Genomic DNA, 18,929 nt, shown 5'->3' on the forward strand with positions numbered 1-18,929 from the left:
TTTACCCTTCATTATTAGCATATCGCGATGTTATACCAAACTCGTCTAATCGCGCGTAAATAGATTCGACATGATCGCGTAACGTAAACGTGTCGCTTCCCCAGTTTACCTCACCTAATTTCTTTAGATGCACATCGTTTATCTTGTAGCATGTGGCGTTCACACTACTTCCAAATATTTTTTTCAAATTAAACAATGTCGTAGAGTGCAGCCCCGCAATTCGTCTAGGTATACGCGATTGGCCAGCACAGACAAGTTCATAAGGTTCATCGTAACATTCTATTGAAAATCCTAAAGAATTTAGTTCGCTTTCTTTCTGCTCTAGATTTTCAGCTCTATGCGCAAAATATACTAGCGCTTCACCCTGGTTTGTTTGTGACGCCGCGTCACGTAGCACATCATCGTAATGTCTTCGTGTCATTATTCCTTTTTCACATACCGGAGAGCCGATGAAATGACACTCATTGCGGTATTGCGCTTGGCTATTCTCAAATTGTGCCTTCATAAGAGACAACGTATTGCGTTTTGCACGCTCTTGATTGTTAAATGAGAAGACTGAGAAAAGAGAGAACGGCTTTTGATTATCAGTAATGCCGAGCGAGCGTTTTATTGCCTGCGCTTCACTTTTTCTGCTCGCATTTTTAACGTGCATAGGAATAGGTAGCGTGTAACCATTAGGGGCGATTAGATATTTTTCAAATACATTTGTTGCTGCGCCATCATCTACTAACACAACGTTATCGCACGCAACACTGCACGCCACATCCTGCATCCAAATCTGTCGTAAATCACCCAATAAGATGACATCAAAATGCTGCAACGCTAGGCCATTAATTATTTCAGCATAGGGCGAAATACGAGACGCTAAATCTCCGTGGCGAGGAATGTCTAAAATAATTTCTTGGCGCAATGTGACATCGTCATGCATTATTTTTATCTGGCGCATTGAGTTTTCACAAAATGTACCTGCATTTACAATGGTAAGCGTACTATTGGCCAAATTGTTCTGATGTAAGTACTCTTTTGCACACCAATATTGAAACGGTGATGTGATGAGTAAAAGAACGTTGTGAGAAGAATTAACCAATCTCATTGAAATAATCCGATGCCATTTTTATACGCAGATGTCAAAATTGTAACGATGTAGCCTTGTTATCGGCAGATTAAAGAAATGCATTAAAGCTATCAACACCTCCCCTTTCTACATCAACTCACTGTTTAAAGGCGGACCACATAATTCATCCAAACATTTCTTTACCCAGCTGATTCTTGGGTACAACGATTGATACTCATTTAAGCAGAACATGTGGCGCTGATGAGTTGAAAATAAGTCAAAAAGAAACCGAATTTTATCCTCTGAACCACTCCTGCATAGCTCGAAACTAAAATGGACCATGGGCTCTGTTCCACGCACCGGCATCGACAAGGTATGGTAGCAATAGTGATTGTGAAGAGATTCGAGTAAAAACTGACTACGATGCCGAAATTTATGCTCTATATTATTAGCAAATTCTGCTTTATGCGCCTTTTTTAGCGTTCTTATTATGTCTATTTGTAATGGTTGGAAGCCATGACTGATATTAATATACCTATCAGCGCACTGCCCTTCTAATATCGCGGCATTTAGCATGCCTTGTTGGAACAACGTTAGTTGTGCCGCATCATCGACCTCTTGCCATTCTCCCCATATCACAGGTTGATCATTATCAAAGAAAAACGATTCATCCACCGGACTACCCAACATAAAGTCGTCGTTCCCGTAAATAAAAGAGCGGCTCAATCCTGGAATATTATCGAGCATAGACGTAATAGCACGGGTGTTAAAGGTAGGGAGTTTATCAAGCGCGCCTTCGAACAATACGCGATGATCAATAATGATAATACGATCCTCGTGAAGGCGCGTTTTATCTAAAAATGCGGGCACCTGGTTGTCGGTGACCAAAAAAATATTTCGATACCATGGTGCGTGATGCTTGATAGAGCGCAAACAATAACGTAATTCATCGCTTTGTATAAAACGCCTATCATCCGTTGATTGTTCAACGTCTGACGCCGATTTCTCCTGGCCATCGTCTCTCAAAAAGCACTGCCTCTTCGCTCGATGAGCGGCCTCTTCACCGTCCACCCAAAGGATGACAAAGTCTATGGTATTTTCCTGCATATTGGCGTCTCTTAGCACAACGGTTCAGGCATTTTTCGCCAGCAACCAACGAATACCCTTTGATTAATACGTTTGACGTGCAAAAAACGTATTTTTCATACTTTCATACTTTCGCTCGTCAACCTTTCTCCCCAATAAATCAAGTTCCTTGAGTTCGGGAATATATACAAGCCTATCTCCACTGCCGAGGAAATAGTCTTTTTCCTGAATGGGTGTTTTAGAAAGCACGATAAAATCGACTGCACCATAGGCATAGATTTTCTCTACGCCCCCTAGATGTTCATATAGAGGCGACCCCATACCGTCAACATAGATAGATTTTGGGATAAAAATAGCATTGTGTAAGCCACTGATTAGAGACAATATTGCAAAGTTTAGTCGCGTCTCGCCGTTACATGAAACTGAATGAACATCGTCTACGTAGCTTCCGGGCAGATATACAACGTTTTTTCCGCAATCAAATAGCGTATTGATATCGTCTACGTATTCGCTCTCAATAAGGCAATCGAGCACGTCTTTGTATTCATCGACATGTTCGCTTCCCACTATGATGTTTGCTGATACTGAGCCAGAAACATTGTTTGCGCTAACCAATTCAAAATACGCGCTGCTGTTACATGCTAACGCGTTGCCATAAATACCAACATGGAACGGTGCCATCAACAACGCTTTCTCAATCATTAATACGCGTCGTTTACCCATAAAGCTGGTGATACCATCGAACTCAAACTGCGTTTGTATGAAACCACTTTTGATATAGCCCACATAACGCTTCCAAATGGCAATTAATTCACTGCCAAGCGTTACTAACCTTTCTTGGTCCTGCAATGTGCTGACTTTCGTTAACGAGCTATTGATATAATTGAGTGTGCCGTTTAAGTAAAAAAACAGCAGTGATTTTTTTCGCAGCAAAGAGGAGACAATTAGCTCTCTCTGTTCATCAATAATGTTTTCTAACTCCGTTTTATTTGCGATGCCATTAGGAAGCAAATCATAAAGCGCGGTAAGTTCTTCTAATAAATGCACTTGACTGTAACGGGCTGAAAACTTGTTGTTAAACGCGCTAAAATCAAGGGGAGAATACGCATGATCATTAATATTTCGCAACGCCTGCATCTTTTCTTCAAATGAGCTGACGAGGATCATATCGTTTGGTTGCAATGGCAACGTGCCGTTAATTTTAGCGCCGTCATTTAGGTTATAAATATCAACATTATACGAGGACACGATATTTTCCAATACCGATTTAGACACCTTAAACTCGTATTTAGTATTTACAAAGCGTCTGAAATTACCGGGCACAACAAGAGACGTATTGTTTTCGTGGGTGTAGTCATAAAGCTCGTTGCCAGCGTCGTCGTAGTAGCCAGAAGCCTTACTATGATGATAATTTTCATCAACAAACCCTAAGTCAGTACCGAACAAATAATATTGTTTAAAGCCTAATTCTAAAAATAAGTTCATCGCAAAGTTGGTTACGGTGGGATAGGCACTTTCTAATAGCCCGAACGTATTTTTGGAGTAGAGATCGGTCACTGAAACGGTTGACGCCTCTCCTTGCTTAAAAGCAAGGAGAGTACGTTGATAGAGAGCACACGTATCAGGGTGAATGCCATTACAACTTAATAACGTGACGTCTTTTAAAAAGTCATCATCATTGACTCTTACCGCCCAATCATACGTTGAACGATTTGCTTCTATCTCAGCGTGAAAATCTGGCTTTATTCCGTGCTTGTGCAGCGTCTGTAATGCGGTTCCGCAGGATACAATGATTGCGCTATCGCCCTCTTCTTTCAATAAAGGCAGTAAGTCATCTAGAGAAGGTCCGTTCCCTACAATAAAAATGGGCACTTCTTTGCAATTTTGAGACAAGTACTGGCTTGCGTCATGCCTCAAAAACGGAACATTATTCTCTATCGCCCAATGTGTGTGAGAAATACCGTACTTAGCGTTGTCAAAATAATCTCCCATCGCAATCATCACCTGCAGCTGCTCTCTTAGCTGTGAAACTGCCGATGACAAATATTCGTTATAGTAAGACTGATAGAAATAAGTATTAGCTAATACATAAGGGCCAATTGATTGAAATTGAACAAGAAGATCATTGGTAAGGTTAGTGCCATCATCACCTATATTGAGATAAAGTCGACGTGACTTTTTCTCGAAATATTCAAGTATGGAATGCCATTCTATTGCATAAAGAGACGCGAAAAAAAAGTCTTTGTTGGGCTCACAGATGAATAGCTTTTCAACATCATAGTGCTCAATAAAAAAGGCTAAGTCATAACCCGCGGCAATGCCAAAAAATATCGAAGACTTGACTCGCTCCGGTAAAATGCCGTGTTCATCTTCAACACCTTTCATTACCGACTCGCTTTCAACAACCATTTGATAGTGCAAATAGTTACGCAGTTTTTTGCCTTTGTACCCTAAAATAATGCCATCTTTATGGGGATGTTGCGCAAACCCCTCAAAGCTTTGACGGGCCTCATGTTGGGGCGCAAGCCCATAAAAAAGAGCTCCTGTCTTTTTGTGTTGAAGATTGATTTCATTATTCTGATGTACAACGGGCTCCCACACCTCGGCTTCATAAGATGAGAACTCTTCAAAGATATTTGGAAAATACGTTTTGAATGCTGCTAAATTCTTTGTCTTCAACCCCTCGTTCAGATTTTTAGACCAGTCTCCTTGATGACTCGATAAGCTCCATGGAGAAACAAAATTGACAATTGGGTTAGCAACCTTCTCAGTAGGCACCCAATGCTCGAGTTCCTGCCACGCATTAGTAACCAACGCATGGTGAATATCGTTAAAAATAGGGAAGTTCAAATGCTTGTAAAGGTAGAACCCGTTTGTTGCTGTATGTAATCGCAACTCTTCCATATTGGCAAAAATGTTTCTCGCATTATCACCAATTTGAAGAAATAGCCCGATGCCGGCCCGCTTTGCAGATTGTAATAGGGTTTTCCAACTGATTGCGGAAAGAGAGCAAATAAAACTCTCCTTATTCGGTTCATACACAACGACCTGATCAAACTGCTCCTGCTTCACAATTTCGGCTAAATGATAACCTAGCCCAAGACCTAGAATAACTAATGTCTTCGGCTTATCCCCCCGTTCCTCAGTCATCCAGATGGGTGACGCAGCCAATAATTCAGCAGCGACATGCGACACCACTTCAGTTTCAGGGTGTACACCGTATAAAACCTGACCAGAAATGAGGTTAACGAGGTTTAGCTCGCCATCTTTGTTACACATTACCGTGAAGTTGCTTGTTTTGCTCTCGGCAATAATGGGCAGCAAGGAGGGAATATGCCGCTTTATTGCCTCGACACTCTCGTGATAACACTGTCTAATCTGCTTTGCGACGCGTGCCTCTATGTCTCGCTGGGCATCTTCGTCCTCATGAACGTGTAACTGTATTTGATTAAGCATTCTACTTATATTTCTTTACGGCTGCTCGGCCTCTGGAAAATTTGACGGCCTCTTCTTTTGCATTATCTAGCAAACCTTGCGCCAGCTCTTGGAGTTTTTGATTTATCTTAAGTTCTTGGCTAGAAAACGCTTCTTTATCTGCTTCAGTCAACCGAGCAAGTTCACGAATAACAACTCTATGGCGCAACGTAATAAGTGATTGAAAATCTGACGTGGAGAAGTCATCGCTATCGAGTGACAAGCAAGCAGCCAACTTTGCGTTGACTGCCTTCAAAAAAATGGGAGTATGTTGATGGTCTAGTATCGAATTCTTCACACAGCTTGTCGTTTTTGACGCTGAGCTTCAAATGCTTCCTGTTTAGCTTCTTCAGGGATCTGAACCCACGCATCGCGAATAGGTGTTAATAGGCTAGACACTTCGTCCAACATATTCAAGTCGTTATTTACATGCGCATCACCTAAGCGCTCTACCATGTAGTTATAAAGCGCAAACATATTGTTTGCGACTTCACCGCCAACTTCTAAATCTAGCGTATCTCTTAGGTGCATGATAATAGCACTCGCTTTGCTAATAAAATCGGCTTTTGAAACAAGCTCTTTTCGTTCCATCGCCCCTTTTGCATAGGCTATTCTGTCAAGCGCACCTTGCAGCAACATAAGAGTAAGTTTGTGCGGATCGGCGGTTGAAACGTCCTGCTTTAAATTACCTTTTCTATAAGCGTTGATACCTTTAAGTGACATAACTTCTCCGATTATCTTATCCAAGCGACGCAAGTAATGCGGAACTTGTTTGGTTTAACTTGGCGACGGTTTGGTCGAGATTGAGATATTTATCGCGCAAAATATCTTCATAGCTCAGCATCCGTAGCTCTAATTGCTCACGCTGATCAAAAAGGTCGTCCCTATCATCCTTCGCTGCTCGCTCTCTTAGGCTTATTAACCCTGCGAATGATGTGTATTCTTTCGAGAAATCATAAAGACGAACAGCAATTCCTTCATCAGGGTCGGTGAACAGCTTAGCAATATCATCAAAACTATCTTCTAGCGCATCTGACAATCGGTCTTCACCTGAACCTAAACCAAAATCAGTAGAACCAATTTCAAGTTTACCGTCATCGTCAAACTCGATACCAATTTGAAATAGCCCACCGAGTGCTGAAGAGCTTACGCTGTCACCTACAATAGATGCTAAACCACTCTGTATACCGCGCAAAAGGGAGTCACCTGCAAGTGCGCCGTCATCTTCAAGCTCAGACTCGCCGTAACGTGTAAGCGTTTTGATTTCGTCAACTAATCCGTTGTAATTCTCTACAAAATCACGAACTTTCTTATCGAGACCCTCTCGGTCATAGCCTATTTCAAGCTTGGTCGATATGAAGTCACCTACCGAATCTTTAGGAGAAATTTCTTTAACATCGAAAGATACATTTTGAATTGTATTTTCAAACTTATTCGTACTGCTTTGAACTTCAATACCATCTATGTAAGCAACAGCATTGGTCGCACCTTCAATATTCAAGGCGTTAATGCTCGATGCACCGCCTGTTGTAGACAACCTGTCTAGCTCGGCGACACCTGTGTCATTGGTAATATTGAGGTCGTTGCCTGTGCCTGTTTCGCTTGATGAGAATACAAGCCGGGGACCAGCACCTGTGCCGGTATCAATGATGTTTGCCGTTACGCCAAAATTGTCGTCTGCGTTATTTATGGCTTCTCGCAGGGCCGTTAGAGACGTACCCGCATTAATATTGACAGTGAAACTTTCGCTTCCGCCAACGTCAAAGGTTAACGAGCCTGTGCCGGCGGTTAAAACAGCTTCGCTACTTGAGGAAAACGCACCAGCATCGGTAGTAATGCGACTGCCCGATGCAAGTTCTTCTACGACAATATCATACGTGCCACGAAGTGCGGAATTTGACGCCTCAGCAGAAAGTACATCGTCGTCTTCGCTGGGGTTGGTAATCGTTGGCTCACGCCCGTTAATGTCGTTATCGCTTCTTAAATCGTCAACGGCATCTTTGAACGACGATAGCTTAGACTTAATCTGACCTAAGCCCGATATTTCAGCCTCTAATTTTTCTTCTTTGGCATTTAAACGTGCTTCTTTAGGTGCACGCTCTGCCTGAAGCAGCTGCTGTACTAAATCGTCGAGCGCTAAACCCGACCCTACACCAAGCGACTGAATTGTCATAACCTACCTCATTAAACCTCGTTGTTGATAAAGACTCCCACGCTACTTCCAACATCTTGCTGGAGCTCTTGGATTCTCTCGGCTAACTTCAATACTTCCTCGGAAGGAATCTGCCGAATGACATCGCCCGATTGCGAGTCTTTAACAGTAACAATAGAACGTTTAGTTTCGTCATCGATAGAAAACGTCAAGTTTCTATTTTGTCCGTTCAAAAAAGACTCTACTTCTTGAACAGCACTGTCTAAACGCTCATTCACCCTCTCTCTATCAAGGTTATCGACCTGTTCCTGAGAAGCTTGAACACTATTTTCAGACGTAGTTACTCTGTTATTAGCGACTACGTTGGTACGTTGCGTTGTATCACCGTTATCCGCATTAGCGATGCTTTCTCGCCTTTGTTCCGACGCCCCTAGGTCTTCATTAGAAGACTTCGGCGTAGTAACGGGTGCAGTTGATGCAAAAGCCTGACCAATTTGACTAGTTTGAATATCCACTTTACTACCCCTCCCATTGAAACGACAAAACGGGCCTTGCCTATTTAGCAAGCACCCGTTATATCTCAACTAAGGTTTTTAAATTATAGCTTATCCGAGCAAAGATAGCGCAGTTTGCGGACGCTGATTTGCCTGGCTTAGTACAGATACCGATGCCTGCTGAATAATCTGGTTACGAGTCAACTCAGCGGTTTCAGCAGCAAAATCTGTGTCTCTTATCTGCGAGCGAGCCGACGATAAGTTTTCACTGATATTGCTTAGGTTACGAATAGTAGACTGGAAACGGTTTTGAAGTGCACCTAGGTCGGCACGTACCGCCCCGATACCAGATATGGCCGCATCAACGTCTGACAATAATGAAGAAGCGCCACTTGCGGTTGCCACACTATTTGTTGTAATGCCTAGGCCTGTCGCGCTAAACCCGCTGATAGAACCAAGGCTTCCAGATGATAAATTCACTGAAATCGTCTGTCCAGCATTCGCCCCAACAAGGAATGATGCAGAGAAACTACCATTCAGCAAGTTCACATTACCAAATTGCGTGTCTGTTGCGATACGTGATATTTCCGTGCGCAATGCAGATACTTCTTTTTGTAATGCTAAACGGTCAGACGATGAGTTGATGCCATTTTGTGACTGAACTGCAAGCTGTCTGATACGCTGTAGGCTTGACGTTACCTCACCAAGCGCTCCTTCAGCAGTCTGTGTTAACGAAATTGCATCGTTAGCATTACGTACCGCTTGGTTCAAACCTTGAACCTGAGATGTTAGACGGTCTGAGATTTGAAGACCAGCAGCATCGTCAGATGCACTGTTGATTCGAAACCCCGATGACAGTCTTTCAAAAGATGTGTTTAAACGATCGTTTACGTCAAAAAGCTGACGTTGAGCGTTTAACGCAGATACATTAGTATTTACGAATAAAGACATTAGATTACCTCCTAGGGATTCGATGATGTTTTATTACGCATCAAATCCTTCCAGTTCAAATTGGTCGGGTCACTACTCCCTTCCAATCCCTCTCATAAAGTAAATAAATTACCCCTCAACAATAGGTATCGGCCAATGCTTGAGGTTCTTTAGCGTTTTTTTCAATTTTTTTATAAAGAAGATAAAATAAACGTATAAACACATGTTTTAGTTAATAAAAATAACTAAAAAAAATTTCAAAAATAGTAGATGAAAACGCTGGGGCGTACTATTTTTTGGGGAAATTAGCTTTGGTGCTAGAAAGCGAAAATGCGAAAATGCGAGATTACATCGCGCAGTTAAAAAGGCTATGGTCTGAACAAGATTGATGAGAAATGAAAAGGTGGCATCAAATCTGCTTAGTTATATTTGAATTATCATGTTGCTCACATGAATATTTGAAATTGGCGGGCGTTTCGGTAAAGATAAAAAAAGGCCGAGACACGAAGTTCTCGGCCAATTTGCTCACGTTAGGAGATAGAGCAAATTCAGTTTCTGTCGGCTGGCAGGTATTTAGTAGGACAAACTGGCCTCTCAACCAACGCTTCTACACTCTCAGTCCTGTTAGTCGGCATTTTCTTTAAAGGGGCGACCGCTATGGTCGCTTCCCTTTTGGGGGATGGCCTCTCAACTCCTTCCCTAAAAACGCCTCGTTAAAATTATCCTAGTAGTGACAATGCGGCCTGTGGACGCTGATTCGCCTGCGCGAGAATCGTTGTACTTGCCTGCTGCAGTATCTGGTTACGGCTAAGCTCTGCCGTTTCTGTGGCAAAATCTGCGTCTTTGATACGTGATCTTGCCGCCGATACATTTTCAGAAATATTGCTTAGGTTTCTGATTGTCGATTGAAAACGATTTTGAAGCGCACCCAGGTCAGCTCGAATTCCACCAATTGCCGAAATTGCGCTGTCTACTGCCGATAACAAGCTTGATGCATTCGTTTCTGTTAGTACATCTGCTGTTGTAATACCTAACCCTGTTGCGCTGAAGCCATTTACGCCAGCACGATTTAGTGCTTGAGTAGAAAGGTTTACTGAAATTGTTTGACCCGCATTCGCGCCAACCAAGAATCTTGCTGAAAAATCGCCAGACAACACTTCAACACCGGCAAACTGTGTGGTTGTTGATATACGTGATATTTCTGTACGTAAAGCAGATACTTCTTTTTGTAGCGCTAGACGGTCTGCAGAACTATTGATACCGTTTTGCGACTGAATAGCAAGGGTTCTGATTCGTTGCAAGGCCGTCGTGGTCTCCTGTAACGCACCCTCTGCAGTTTGTGCTAAAGAAATACCATCGTTAGCATTTCTAACCGCTTGGTTTAAGCCTTGAATCTGCGACGTCATACGGTCAGTAATTTGAAGACCGGCTGCATCGTCTGCGGCGCTGTTAATTCTAAAACCTGAAGACAAACGTTCAAAAGCAGTGCTTAGGTTATTGCCCGTTGTGAACAATTGACGTTGCGCATTCAGCGATGACACATTGGTATTTACAAATAGACTCATGAGTCTCTCCTAACAGTTTAAGTGTAGTGCGCTATTTTTATTATTATTTGCGCGTTTAAAATTTTTTGGCATAAGCTGTGCTTAATTAAATTGTCAGATGTTTTTCTGACGCTTAGTAGGGTCACCCCCGATTAAGCTTGCTACACAGAGAAGTAACCTTCTCTTTTGCTGACCGGTGGGTTTGATGTTCCAGAACCTCAAACCTCTCACTACCTCCTGGCTTCATTCTCGCCGGTTAGCAGCTCCTAACTTACCTTCAGCCTTACTTACCTTTTTATCGACTAACATTCATTTTTTCTTTAGAAGTTTTTAAATCTTTTTTTGTAAAATTAAGCCACTGATTCTTAAAGCTAAAATTTAAAAAATGCAAAAATTTAAAGAAGCTAAAAACAAAATAAATTAATCTTATTATTATTATTTTGAGGTGTTGAAAGAGTATTTACTTACAACGTCCCCTTTGTATTTGTTATCGTCCAATAACAAAAATTCCTTTAGCTTTTTTTAGGTTCTTTTTGATAATTTTCGTGAGGAACGTGCGTAGAAACAGGAAGCTATTGATTTATAAGAAATAAAAAAGCCAGCATACAATGCTGGCTTTTATCATTAAGAACATATAAAGGTTACGAACCTAAAGTACTACCTCCTGGCTTCACCTTTGTATCTGTTATTAACCTAGTAACGACAGTGCGGCCTGTGGACGCTGATTTGCCTGAGACAATACTGTAGTACTTGCCTGCTGGATAATCTGATTACGTGTTAGGTTTGCAGTTTCTGTCGCAAAATCAGTATCTTTGATCTGTGAACGTGCTGCAGATACGTTTTCAGCAATATTGCTTAAGTTACGAATAGTAGACTGGAAACGGTTTTGAAGCGCACCAAGGTCGGCTCGCAAACCACCCACAGCAGAGATAGCCGTATCAATATCACCCAACATAGCCGACGCGTTACCGGTTGTCAGTACGTCGTTGGTAGTGATACCTAGTCCCGTTGCACTGAAACCACTCACGCCTGCACGCGTTAGCGCTTGTGTTGATAGGTTTACTGAAATGGTTTGACCTGCATTTGCACCCACTAGGAATTTCGCTGAGAAATCACCACTAAGTACATTTACACCAGCAAACTGCGTAGTCGTAGCTATACGTGAAATTTCTGTACGTAATGCTGATACTTCTTTTTGCAGTGCAACACGGTCAGCTGAGCTATTAATACCGTTTTGCGATTGTACCGCTAGTGTACGGATACGCTGCAGTGCAGTTGTTGTCTCAGATAACGCACCCTCTGCAGTTTGCGATAGTGAAATTGCGTCGTTCGCGTTACGAACAGCTTGGTTTAAGCCTTGCACTTGCGACGTCATACGATCAGTAATCTGTAGACCTGCAGCATCATCAGCAGCGCTGTTGATACGGAAGCCTGAAGACAGACGTTCAAAAGATGTGTTCAGTGAATTGCTTACATCAAACAATTGACGCTGGGCATTCAATGAGGACACATTGGTATTTACAAACATAGACATAAAGTCTCTCCTACACTCTCAGTCCAGCGGGTTGCTGGCTGCCGGTGGTACCGGCGATTACGTTTTTAGTAGTCACCAATACCTGAGGGGTAATTGATGAACTGGCTCTCTCATTGTTCTTATCGACTGCGCTTGCATTCCCTTTAGAAAAAAATACAAAATTTGCCGTAGTGCGGTATAACTTTGCCGCCTATACTGGTCTAAATATCGGTTTTTTAAGGTTAATCTATGCCGTGTCTTGAGCTAAAAAATGTAAAACGAATATCAAGAGCCTATAAACATGCAGCATTTACCGATTTAATCGCTTGTCCATTTGATAAACATACGCACGCTTTGCTGAGCTGTTATCGTTGTGCTGAAAACCATGTAAGTCCTGACGGCATTATCGAAATTTGCAGAGTCGTTCCTCAAACGGGGAAACGCACCTATTGCCGCCTCGTGCTACCAGGGTGGGATTTACGCGATCCTAAATTTTTACAGCAGGGAAAAAACCTAATTCTTTATGCCTACGCCAAGAACAAAGATAGACAAAGTGGCCGTACGACAACGAAGATGGTGAGTTATTTTTCTGTTACCGGTCAAAGTTGGTCTACTCGTCACGACTTTGGTGATCATGGTTGGTGGCTATGGCGAATTAGCAGTAATGCGAATTACACTATTGGACTGGCTTACAACCGAAAGCACAACAAGTTGAATTTATACTCTGGCGATCCAAGAAAACAAATGGAGGTGCGAAAACAGGGAGTACTTTCCAAAACATTACACGGTGCCGGTTATCCCAATGAAAGCCATATTGTTATCAAAGAAAATAATGACGCCATCGCAGTCGTGCGACGTGATGCTGATACCTTTACCGCGAAATTAGGCCATTCTCGCCCACCCTTTACGCAATGGAAATGGCATGATTTAGGCATTTATATTGGTGGGCCTTGCATGATTAATATAGCGGATGACTATGCGCTAATTAGCGGAAGGGAGTACGACGGTAACGCATTCGTCACCTCAATTTGGTTGCTCAATACACGCACTCGAAATTTACGACATTTGCTCACATTACCAAGTTCGGGTGACAACAGTTATCCTGGAATGGCATACAAAGACGATACGCTTTACGTGTCATATTATTCCAGTCATATCGACCAACAAGCTCGGGTTTACCTTGCTGAGATATCCGGTCTCTGCACACTTAAAACGTATATTGATACACTAGATGAAATTGAACAGTGATAAGTCGGTTACTTTAGAAAAAGATTGCAGCGCGGCATTAAGCGCTGTTTCTTGCTTTGCAAAATCGGTCGATGCTTCTGCGTAATCAACATCTTGAAGCGAAGACCTCGACGCTTTTGCCGCTATCTCCATGTCCAAGTTACTCTCATAAACTGATTCTGCAATATTGAGACGGCTACCAATAGAGGCTCGCTCAAGGGATATTTTCTCAAGCCCGTTGTCTAGCCCCACAAGCGAATCTGCTATCGCCTCTTGTAACGCCGTATTGTTAATTGTGCTATCCATGAGTATTTCTTGGAGTTCATGGAGCGACTGAGCCATACTTTTCTTTTCTGGCGGGTTCAATGAAAAATCTATCGTATCACCGGCCACTGCTGATGCTTCAAACTGCATCCCTTTCACGGTAAATGGCGAACCAGAAGTAAAGCCCACCGTATCAACGATGGCCCCCGTTCCGGTGTTAGTTACCTGCGCTTGATTGCCAGCCAGAAACGTAACTCTGTAATTATTGTTTGCCGCAGTGACTGGGTCGTAATTTTTATCAAAAAACGTATCGAACGTCCCTTGTTCGCTCACTTTTGCACTTTCAAAGTTGGCAACGGAGCTACCTGTAACTGAAAATTTAAAACGTGAAAGTACGTTTTCAAACACTTCATAGCCATTGCTTGTCGACTGAATTTTCGAACTGTTCGAAAGCTGCACAAAACTAACACCCGCATCACCCGAAAACGTAATTGCATTACCTGTTGCGGCGGGGTTGTAAGAGAATGCCTGATTACCCGACTGGTAACCTGCATAAATATAGTTCCCATCGGCATCTTGCGTATTCATTAAATCGAAGATTTCAAGCTTGATTTGTTCTAACTCTGCACCGATAGCCCGTTTATCTGGATCGGCAAGAATACCGGAGCCAGATTGAACCACTAATGTTCTTGCACGGTTTATCGAATTCGTAATGTTAGTTAATACCGCTTCTTGCTGTTCTAACGAACCGGTCACCAAATCATTATTGCGTTTAAACTGGTCTAGCGCATCAATTTCCTCCGTCAGACGCAAGACCTTAGCCGCACCAACGGGGTCATCCGAAGGGGTGATAATACGCTTGCCGGTCGCAAGCTGTTCTTGCGTTTTTATAAGATCTTCCTGATTGTTCATAATTGAACGCACATTCTGATCATAAATTTGGCTTGTTGATATACGCATAATAAATTACCTGGCCGATTGGAGTATCGTATTAAACAACTCTTGCGCCGTTGTCAAAATTCTTGCCGCGGCGGCATAAGACTGCTGATACTTTATTAGATTAGCAGCTTCTTCATCTAAGCTTACACCAGACACAGACTCAAACCAGTTTCGAGACTGCACTTGCATAGCTTCCGCAGATGCTAATGAAACGTTAGCCATTGCAGTGTCTTCACCGATACGTCCTACCATCGATGCATAGGCGTCTTGAAAGGTACGCGGCGTATTAGTTGATTCACTACTGACTTGTACCAGCGGATCTCGCTGTAAACCTGCGATTGATAACGCATTGCTATTATCATTAAATCCATCTGTATTAAATTCAATTGAGAAACTGTCTCCAGCTCTTGGTACACCGTCAATACTTAAGTCGTAACCCGGATAATCATCCAACGACGAAAATGCAGCAGGCCAAGCAGGTCCCGCGCCATTGGTTTCAGCTTGCGCTAACAAGTTATTGAGATTGGTTACGCCAGATACGTTAGCGATAACATTAGGTGGCGACGCCCCGTCAAGCACCTGGTAGCTATCAGCAGCGGTAAATAGTATTTGCGCAGGCGCCCCCAATGTAGCACTCGGAGAGCCCGCGACGTCATGAATGCCACCTGCGCCATCAAATGCAGATTGTGACGTGCCGCCTCCCACATCGGTATTCGTCACTGACACGCTAGAAACATTAGCATTACCTAAGTTACTTGCATCAGCTTGTGCTCGCACTGGCGTTGCAAACGCAAGATCTTCAGGTCGTTCCGTCGCCAAAGTGATTGCTGATGCAATGGTTTTAGTAGGCTGTACGAGAAACTCATTTCCCACGGCATACGCTGACGTTCCGGAAAATTCGATCTCAATACCACCTGGAAGTTCATTAAAACCAGCGCCCACGGCGTAATTTGAAAAAACAATATCATTACCAGAGCCATCTTTTTTGGCTGAGCCATCAGCATTCAATAACGTAATTTCAATTTCACTTGGTACGCCTGCTGCGACATTGGTTACTTCAATTCGGTAATCCGCATCAGTGAGTTCAGCCCCTTTACCAGGGGTAATTTGCGCTTCTACTTGGTAATTACCTACTGTTCCTTCGTAGGCAAGCCCTCTAAAGGTTGGTATATCAAAGATATTACTTCCTAGCTGGCCATCTAAATCCATTCCCAGTTTATTTTGTGAATTCACGGCGTCAGCAAACGCAACAGCAAGTTGCCCAACGTCTCTCATTGCTGGCCCAAGTACCTCGTTTCGATACTTGAAAAGCCCACCAAGCGTGCCGCTTAAGTCACTTTCTAGCACATTGATAGTCGTATCCGCTTTTGTTTGCGAGCCAAAATTGGTTGCCAGTTGTAATTCAGTAAAAGTCAGGTCGGCATTGGTATTTAGTTCAAACAGATTAAACTTCCCATTATCCAACACCAACGACTCGCCTGAACTTAAATTGATATTTATCGCGCCATTTTGGCCCTGACTATCCCTTACCTCTATGCCCATAATAGAAGCGAGTTCTTCCACCGCTTGGTCTCGCTCATTTAAGAGTGCGCTGGGTTGGTCGCTGGTACTATTCCCATTTGCGATAACGATAGTACGATTGAGATCGCCAATATTCCCGATAAGGCTATTCGCGCGGTTTACCAAGGAAGTGAATTCTAAGTTTAATTCTTCTTCTTTTTCTATCATGTAATCAGAAAGCGTACTCATTCGTTGATATAACGATTCTGACTTACCTAACACCTGTTCACGCGACGCTAAATTCGTCGGGTCATCAGCGGCCGTTTGAACCGCAGAAAAGTATTCGCTGAATCCCTGGGAAAGCGAATTTGCCTCGCTGGCAAGTAAGTTATCAATAGCAGTGGTTTTAGCTGAAAAAGAATTGAGTTCTCCGACTTGCGTGATGTCACGGCGTAGTTGGTTTTGCGCAAATACGTTGATAATACGTTCTGTATTACCAATCTCTACGCCGAAAACCTGACTGTTTTGCAGCTCTGTTCTTTCGCGAACGTAGCCTTGCGTATTCACATTAGCAATATTGTTACTGGTCGTTTGCAGTAACTTGCTGCTAGCATTTACGCCGCTGGTTGCCAGAGAAAATAAATCTACACCACTCATACTATTATCTCCCTACCCTCAAGGCATAAGCCCATTGAGCCGTTCGCTGTTGTACACAGCCATAATTTTTTCGGCATATTTCGGGTCGGTTGCATAGCCAGCAGCTTGCAACTCTTGAGTATACGCTGACGCGTCGGCAGCTTTTTCTACCGCTTGTTTGTAGCGAGGTTGAGAAGCAATAAACCGGCCGTAGTCTTCCATAGCCTGTTCAACCGACTGATACGACCTAAAGGCCGCTTTTTGTTGTTGAGGTACATTGCCTGAAAACTCCAAAGTACTTACAACCGCTTGTTCACCGTTCCAGTCTTTATTTGCTTTAATACCAAATAGGTTATGCGTACTTTTTCCATCCGCAGTGTGGATAACAAATTTTCCCCATCCCGTCTCAACGGCCGCCTGAGAAACAATAGCCTTAGCATCCATTCCGTATTTCTCAGCGAGTTTTTCCGCAAACGGCATTACGGTTTCAACAAACGCTTCAGGCGTATCAAACATGCTGTCTTTTCTCGCCGCTTTGGTTCCGGTACTTACGGAATTGAGGATACTATCTTGCGCCGATACCACTGCATTGTGGGTCGATTGATTTACACTGTTGCGCTTTATATCGCCGATGTTCCCATCATTTCTGATAACACTCGCGGGCACATAGGCGTCATCGTGCTGACCTAGTTGCTTAACAATAATGTCTGCCAACCCCATACCGCCATTGGCAGTAAGGTCTGTCGCCAATTGTTGGTCGTGCATATCGCGATAAAACTTAACTTGTTCAGAATTAAACGGGCTATCTTTATCAGACAACGCGTCTTGTGCCTTTCTCATGGATTTAAGCATCATCTGAACAAAAATTGCCTCAAACTGCTGCGCAGCCTCTTGCAACACGCCTTCATCACCAGCGGCAATGGCTTCGCGCATTTTATTAATACTGCCCATGTCATGAACGTTTCGGGCCATATCTAACTGACTTTTCGAATGCATTGATTCCATTAGATAATCACCAATTCACCGCGTAACGCACCTGCTTGACGTAATGCTTCAAGAATCGCCATCAAATCTCCAGGAGCTGCGCCTACTTCGTTCACCGCTCTGACGAGTTGATCCAAGGTTACGCCTGGCTCAAACTTGAACATTCGACTGTCTGCTAAATCAATATCAACGATAGACTGGGTAGTTACCGCAGTTTCCCCGTCCGCAAACGCATTGGGTTGCGTGACTTGCTGGTTTTCAGCTATTGTCACCGTCAATCCACCATGGGTTATTGCTGCTGGCAGTAAACGTACTTCTCGCCCGATAACAATCGTGCCGGTTCGGCTGTTAATGACTACCCGCGCTGACGCTTCAGCCGGGGTAAATTCAAAATTTTCCAATGTTGCTAGAAAGCCTACGCGCTGTCCCACATCTCGTGGAGCCGTTACTCGAACTGATGCTGCATCAATAGGGGTGGCTATGGTGTAGCCATTTTCAGGCTGGGCGCCTAGTCGTTCATTTATCGTATCAGCAAGCGATTTCGCTGTCGTAAAATCTGGATAGTGAAGATTAAGTGTCAATGTGTCGCCATTTGCGAACCCGCTTGGTACCGCCTGCTCGACCATAGCGCCATTTGGAATACGCCCCACTGTGGGTGTGTTAACCACAATTCTCGAGCCATCGCCGCCTTCAGCGCCGAAACCGCTGACGACCAAGCTACCTTGCGCAACGGCATACACTTTGCCATCTACGCCTCTAAGAAAAGTTTGTAATAGAGAACCGCCCTGCAAACTCTTCGCTTCACCTACTGAGGACACGGTAATATCGATAGTTTGACCAGGCTTGATAAACGGGGGTAACTCAGCATGCACTGCAACTGCCGCAACGTTACGCGTATTAGGTCTAACGTTGGCGTCCATTCTAATGCCAAAGTTAGCTAACATGGTTCTGAAGCTCTGCTCAGTAAACGGGTTCTGCTCACCGGTTCCGGGTAAACCCACGACTAAACCATAGCCAATCAGCTGGTTGGAACGTACCCCTTGGATAGAAGCGACATCTTTAATTCGCTGTGCATTGACATGACCAATGAAACAGAACGTTACCAGTGTAAACAGGAACAAACGCATGCTAT

The 18,929-nt window shown here is 43.4% G+C and carries 15 protein-coding genes; 1 reads left to right on the forward strand and 14 read right to left on the reverse strand.

Translation table 11 applies throughout. The annotated features are described in order from the left end of the window. Position 1: 1 nt before the first annotated feature. The 10 genes from AC27EZ_RS01565 to AC27EZ_RS01610 all read right to left on the reverse strand — a co-directional run bounded on the left by AC27EZ_RS01565 (position 2) and on the right by AC27EZ_RS01610 (position 12,268). Entirely contained in the window at positions 2-1,093 is a 1,092-nt protein-coding gene (locus tag AC27EZ_RS01565) for a polysialyltransferase family glycosyltransferase (protein WP_487133622.1), read from the reverse strand. Positions 1,094-1,201: 108 nt separating this feature from the next. Then, positions 1,202-2,161 (reverse strand): hypothetical protein, encoded by a 960-nt coding sequence (locus AC27EZ_RS01570; RefSeq protein WP_487133623.1) that lies wholly within the window; start codon positions 2,159-2,161, stop codon positions 1,202-1,204. Positions 2,162-2,224: 63 nt separating this feature from the next. After that, the gene (locus AC27EZ_RS01575) at positions 2,225-5,596 is read right to left on the reverse strand and encodes a 6-hydroxymethylpterin diphosphokinase MptE-like protein (protein ID WP_487133624.1); all 3,372 of its coding nucleotides are present in this window, start codon (positions 5,594-5,596) and stop codon (positions 2,225-2,227) included. 1 nt (position 5,597) lies between these two features. Continuing rightward, positions 5,598-5,912, reverse strand: a complete 315-nt coding sequence (locus AC27EZ_RS01580; protein ID WP_487133625.1) for a hypothetical protein — start codon at positions 5,910-5,912, stop codon at positions 5,598-5,600. Next, entirely contained in the window at positions 5,909-6,337 is a 429-nt protein-coding gene (fliS, locus tag AC27EZ_RS01585; protein WP_487133626.1) for a flagellar export chaperone FliS, read from the reverse strand. Before fliS ends, AC27EZ_RS01580 begins: the two co-directional genes overlap by 4 nt. Positions 6,338-6,353: 16 nt before the next feature. Beyond that, the gene (gene fliD, locus AC27EZ_RS01590; protein WP_487133627.1) at positions 6,354-7,787 is read right to left on the reverse strand and encodes a flagellar filament capping protein FliD; all 1,434 of its coding nucleotides are present in this window, start codon (positions 7,785-7,787) and stop codon (positions 6,354-6,356) included. Positions 7,788-7,798: 11 nt separating this feature from the next. Further along, on the reverse strand, positions 7,799-8,281 hold the full coding sequence (locus AC27EZ_RS01595) for a flagellar protein FlaG (protein WP_487133628.1): 483 nt from the start codon (positions 8,279-8,281) through the stop codon (positions 7,799-7,801). A gap of 90 nt (positions 8,282-8,371) precedes the next feature. Further along, a complete protein-coding gene (locus tag AC27EZ_RS01600) occupies positions 8,372-9,211 on the reverse strand; it encodes a flagellin N-terminal helical domain-containing protein (RefSeq protein WP_487133629.1) in 840 nt (279 codons plus the stop codon). Positions 9,212-9,909: 698 nt separating this feature from the next. Then, positions 9,910-10,755, reverse strand: coding sequence for a flagellin N-terminal helical domain-containing protein (locus AC27EZ_RS01605; RefSeq protein WP_487133630.1), 846 nt, complete (start codon positions 10,753-10,755; stop codon positions 9,910-9,912). Positions 10,756-11,422: 667 nt separating this feature from the next. After that, the gene (locus AC27EZ_RS01610; RefSeq protein ID WP_487133631.1) at positions 11,423-12,268 is read right to left on the reverse strand and encodes a flagellin N-terminal helical domain-containing protein; all 846 of its coding nucleotides are present in this window, start codon (positions 12,266-12,268) and stop codon (positions 11,423-11,425) included. Positions 12,269-12,496: 228 nt separating this feature from the next. On the opposite strand from AC27EZ_RS01610, the gene AC27EZ_RS01615 reads away from it, so the two are divergent. After that, positions 12,497-13,495: a hypothetical protein gene (locus AC27EZ_RS01615; protein ID WP_487133632.1), complete on the forward strand. Its 999-nt coding sequence runs from the start codon at positions 12,497-12,499 to the stop codon at positions 13,493-13,495. On the opposite strand, the gene flgL is transcribed toward AC27EZ_RS01615, so the two are convergent. The 4 genes from flgL to AC27EZ_RS01635 are packed head-to-tail and all read right to left on the reverse strand — an operon-like array spanning position 13,475 to position 18,924. After that, complete coding sequence (flgL, locus tag AC27EZ_RS01620; RefSeq protein ID WP_487133633.1) at positions 13,475-14,698, reverse strand: flagellar hook-associated protein FlgL; 1,224 nt, start codon at positions 14,696-14,698, stop codon at positions 13,475-13,477. The two genes, AC27EZ_RS01615 and flgL, sit on opposite strands and share 21 nt — an antisense overlap. Positions 14,699-14,704: 6 nt before the next feature. Continuing rightward, positions 14,705-16,834, reverse strand: coding sequence for a flagellar hook-associated protein FlgK (gene flgK / locus AC27EZ_RS01625; RefSeq protein WP_487133634.1), 2,130 nt, complete (start codon positions 16,832-16,834; stop codon positions 14,705-14,707). An 18-nt stretch (positions 16,835-16,852) separates the two neighbouring features. Then, the gene (gene flgJ, locus AC27EZ_RS01630; RefSeq protein WP_487133635.1) at positions 16,853-17,818 is read right to left on the reverse strand and encodes a flagellar assembly peptidoglycan hydrolase FlgJ; all 966 of its coding nucleotides are present in this window, start codon (positions 17,816-17,818) and stop codon (positions 16,853-16,855) included. Beyond that, the gene (locus AC27EZ_RS01635; RefSeq protein ID WP_487133636.1) at positions 17,818-18,924 is read right to left on the reverse strand and encodes a flagellar basal body P-ring protein FlgI; all 1,107 of its coding nucleotides are present in this window, start codon (positions 18,922-18,924) and stop codon (positions 17,818-17,820) included. The genes flgJ and AC27EZ_RS01635 overlap by 1 nt, the downstream gene beginning before the upstream one ends. Between the last annotated feature and the right edge of the window lie 5 nt (positions 18,925-18,929).

The sequence above is a fragment of the Alteromonas sp. 4NH20-0056 genome, from assembly GCF_057539655.1.

What these genes read in the sequence shown, in the direction of transcription:
- AC27EZ_RS01565 (WP_487133622.1), bottom strand. Translation starts at nt 1,093, where the DNA reads ATGAGATTGGTTAATTCTTCTCACAACGTTCTTTTACTCATCACATCA.
- AC27EZ_RS01570 (WP_487133623.1), bottom strand. Translation starts at nt 2,161, where the DNA reads ATGCAGGAAAATACCATAGACTTTGTCATCCTTTGGGTGGACGGTGAA.
- AC27EZ_RS01575 (WP_487133624.1), bottom strand. Translation starts at nt 5,596, where the DNA reads ATGCTTAATCAAATACAGTTACACGTTCATGAGGACGAAGATGCCCAG.
- fliS (WP_487133626.1), bottom strand. Translation starts at nt 6,337, where the DNA reads ATGTCACTTAAAGGTATCAACGCTTATAGAAAAGGTAATTTAAAGCAG.
- fliD (WP_487133627.1), bottom strand. Translation starts at nt 7,787, where the DNA reads ATGACAATTCAGTCGCTTGGTGTAGGGTCGGGTTTAGCGCTCGACGAT.
- AC27EZ_RS01600 (WP_487133629.1), bottom strand. Translation starts at nt 9,211, where the DNA reads ATGTCTTTATTCGTAAATACTAATGTATCTGCGTTAAACGCTCAACGT.
- AC27EZ_RS01605 (WP_487133630.1), bottom strand. Translation starts at nt 10,755, where the DNA reads ATGAGTCTATTTGTAAATACCAATGTGTCATCGCTGAATGCGCAACGT.
- AC27EZ_RS01610 (WP_487133631.1), bottom strand. Translation starts at nt 12,268, where the DNA reads ATGTCTATGTTTGTAAATACCAATGTGTCCTCATTGAATGCCCAGCGT.
- AC27EZ_RS01615 (WP_487133632.1), top strand. Translation starts at nt 12,497, where the DNA reads ATGCCGTGTCTTGAGCTAAAAAATGTAAAACGAATATCAAGAGCCTAT.
- flgL (WP_487133633.1), bottom strand. Translation starts at nt 14,698, where the DNA reads ATGCGTATATCAACAAGCCAAATTTATGATCAGAATGTGCGTTCAATT.
- flgK (WP_487133634.1), bottom strand. Translation starts at nt 16,834, where the DNA reads ATGAGTGGTGTAGATTTATTTTCTCTGGCAACCAGCGGCGTAAATGCT.
- flgJ (WP_487133635.1), bottom strand. Translation starts at nt 17,818, where the DNA reads ATGGAATCAATGCATTCGAAAAGTCAGTTAGATATGGCCCGAAACGTT.
- AC27EZ_RS01635 (WP_487133636.1), bottom strand. Translation starts at nt 18,924, where the DNA reads ATGCGTTTGTTCCTGTTTACACTGGTAACGTTCTGTTTCATTGGTCAT.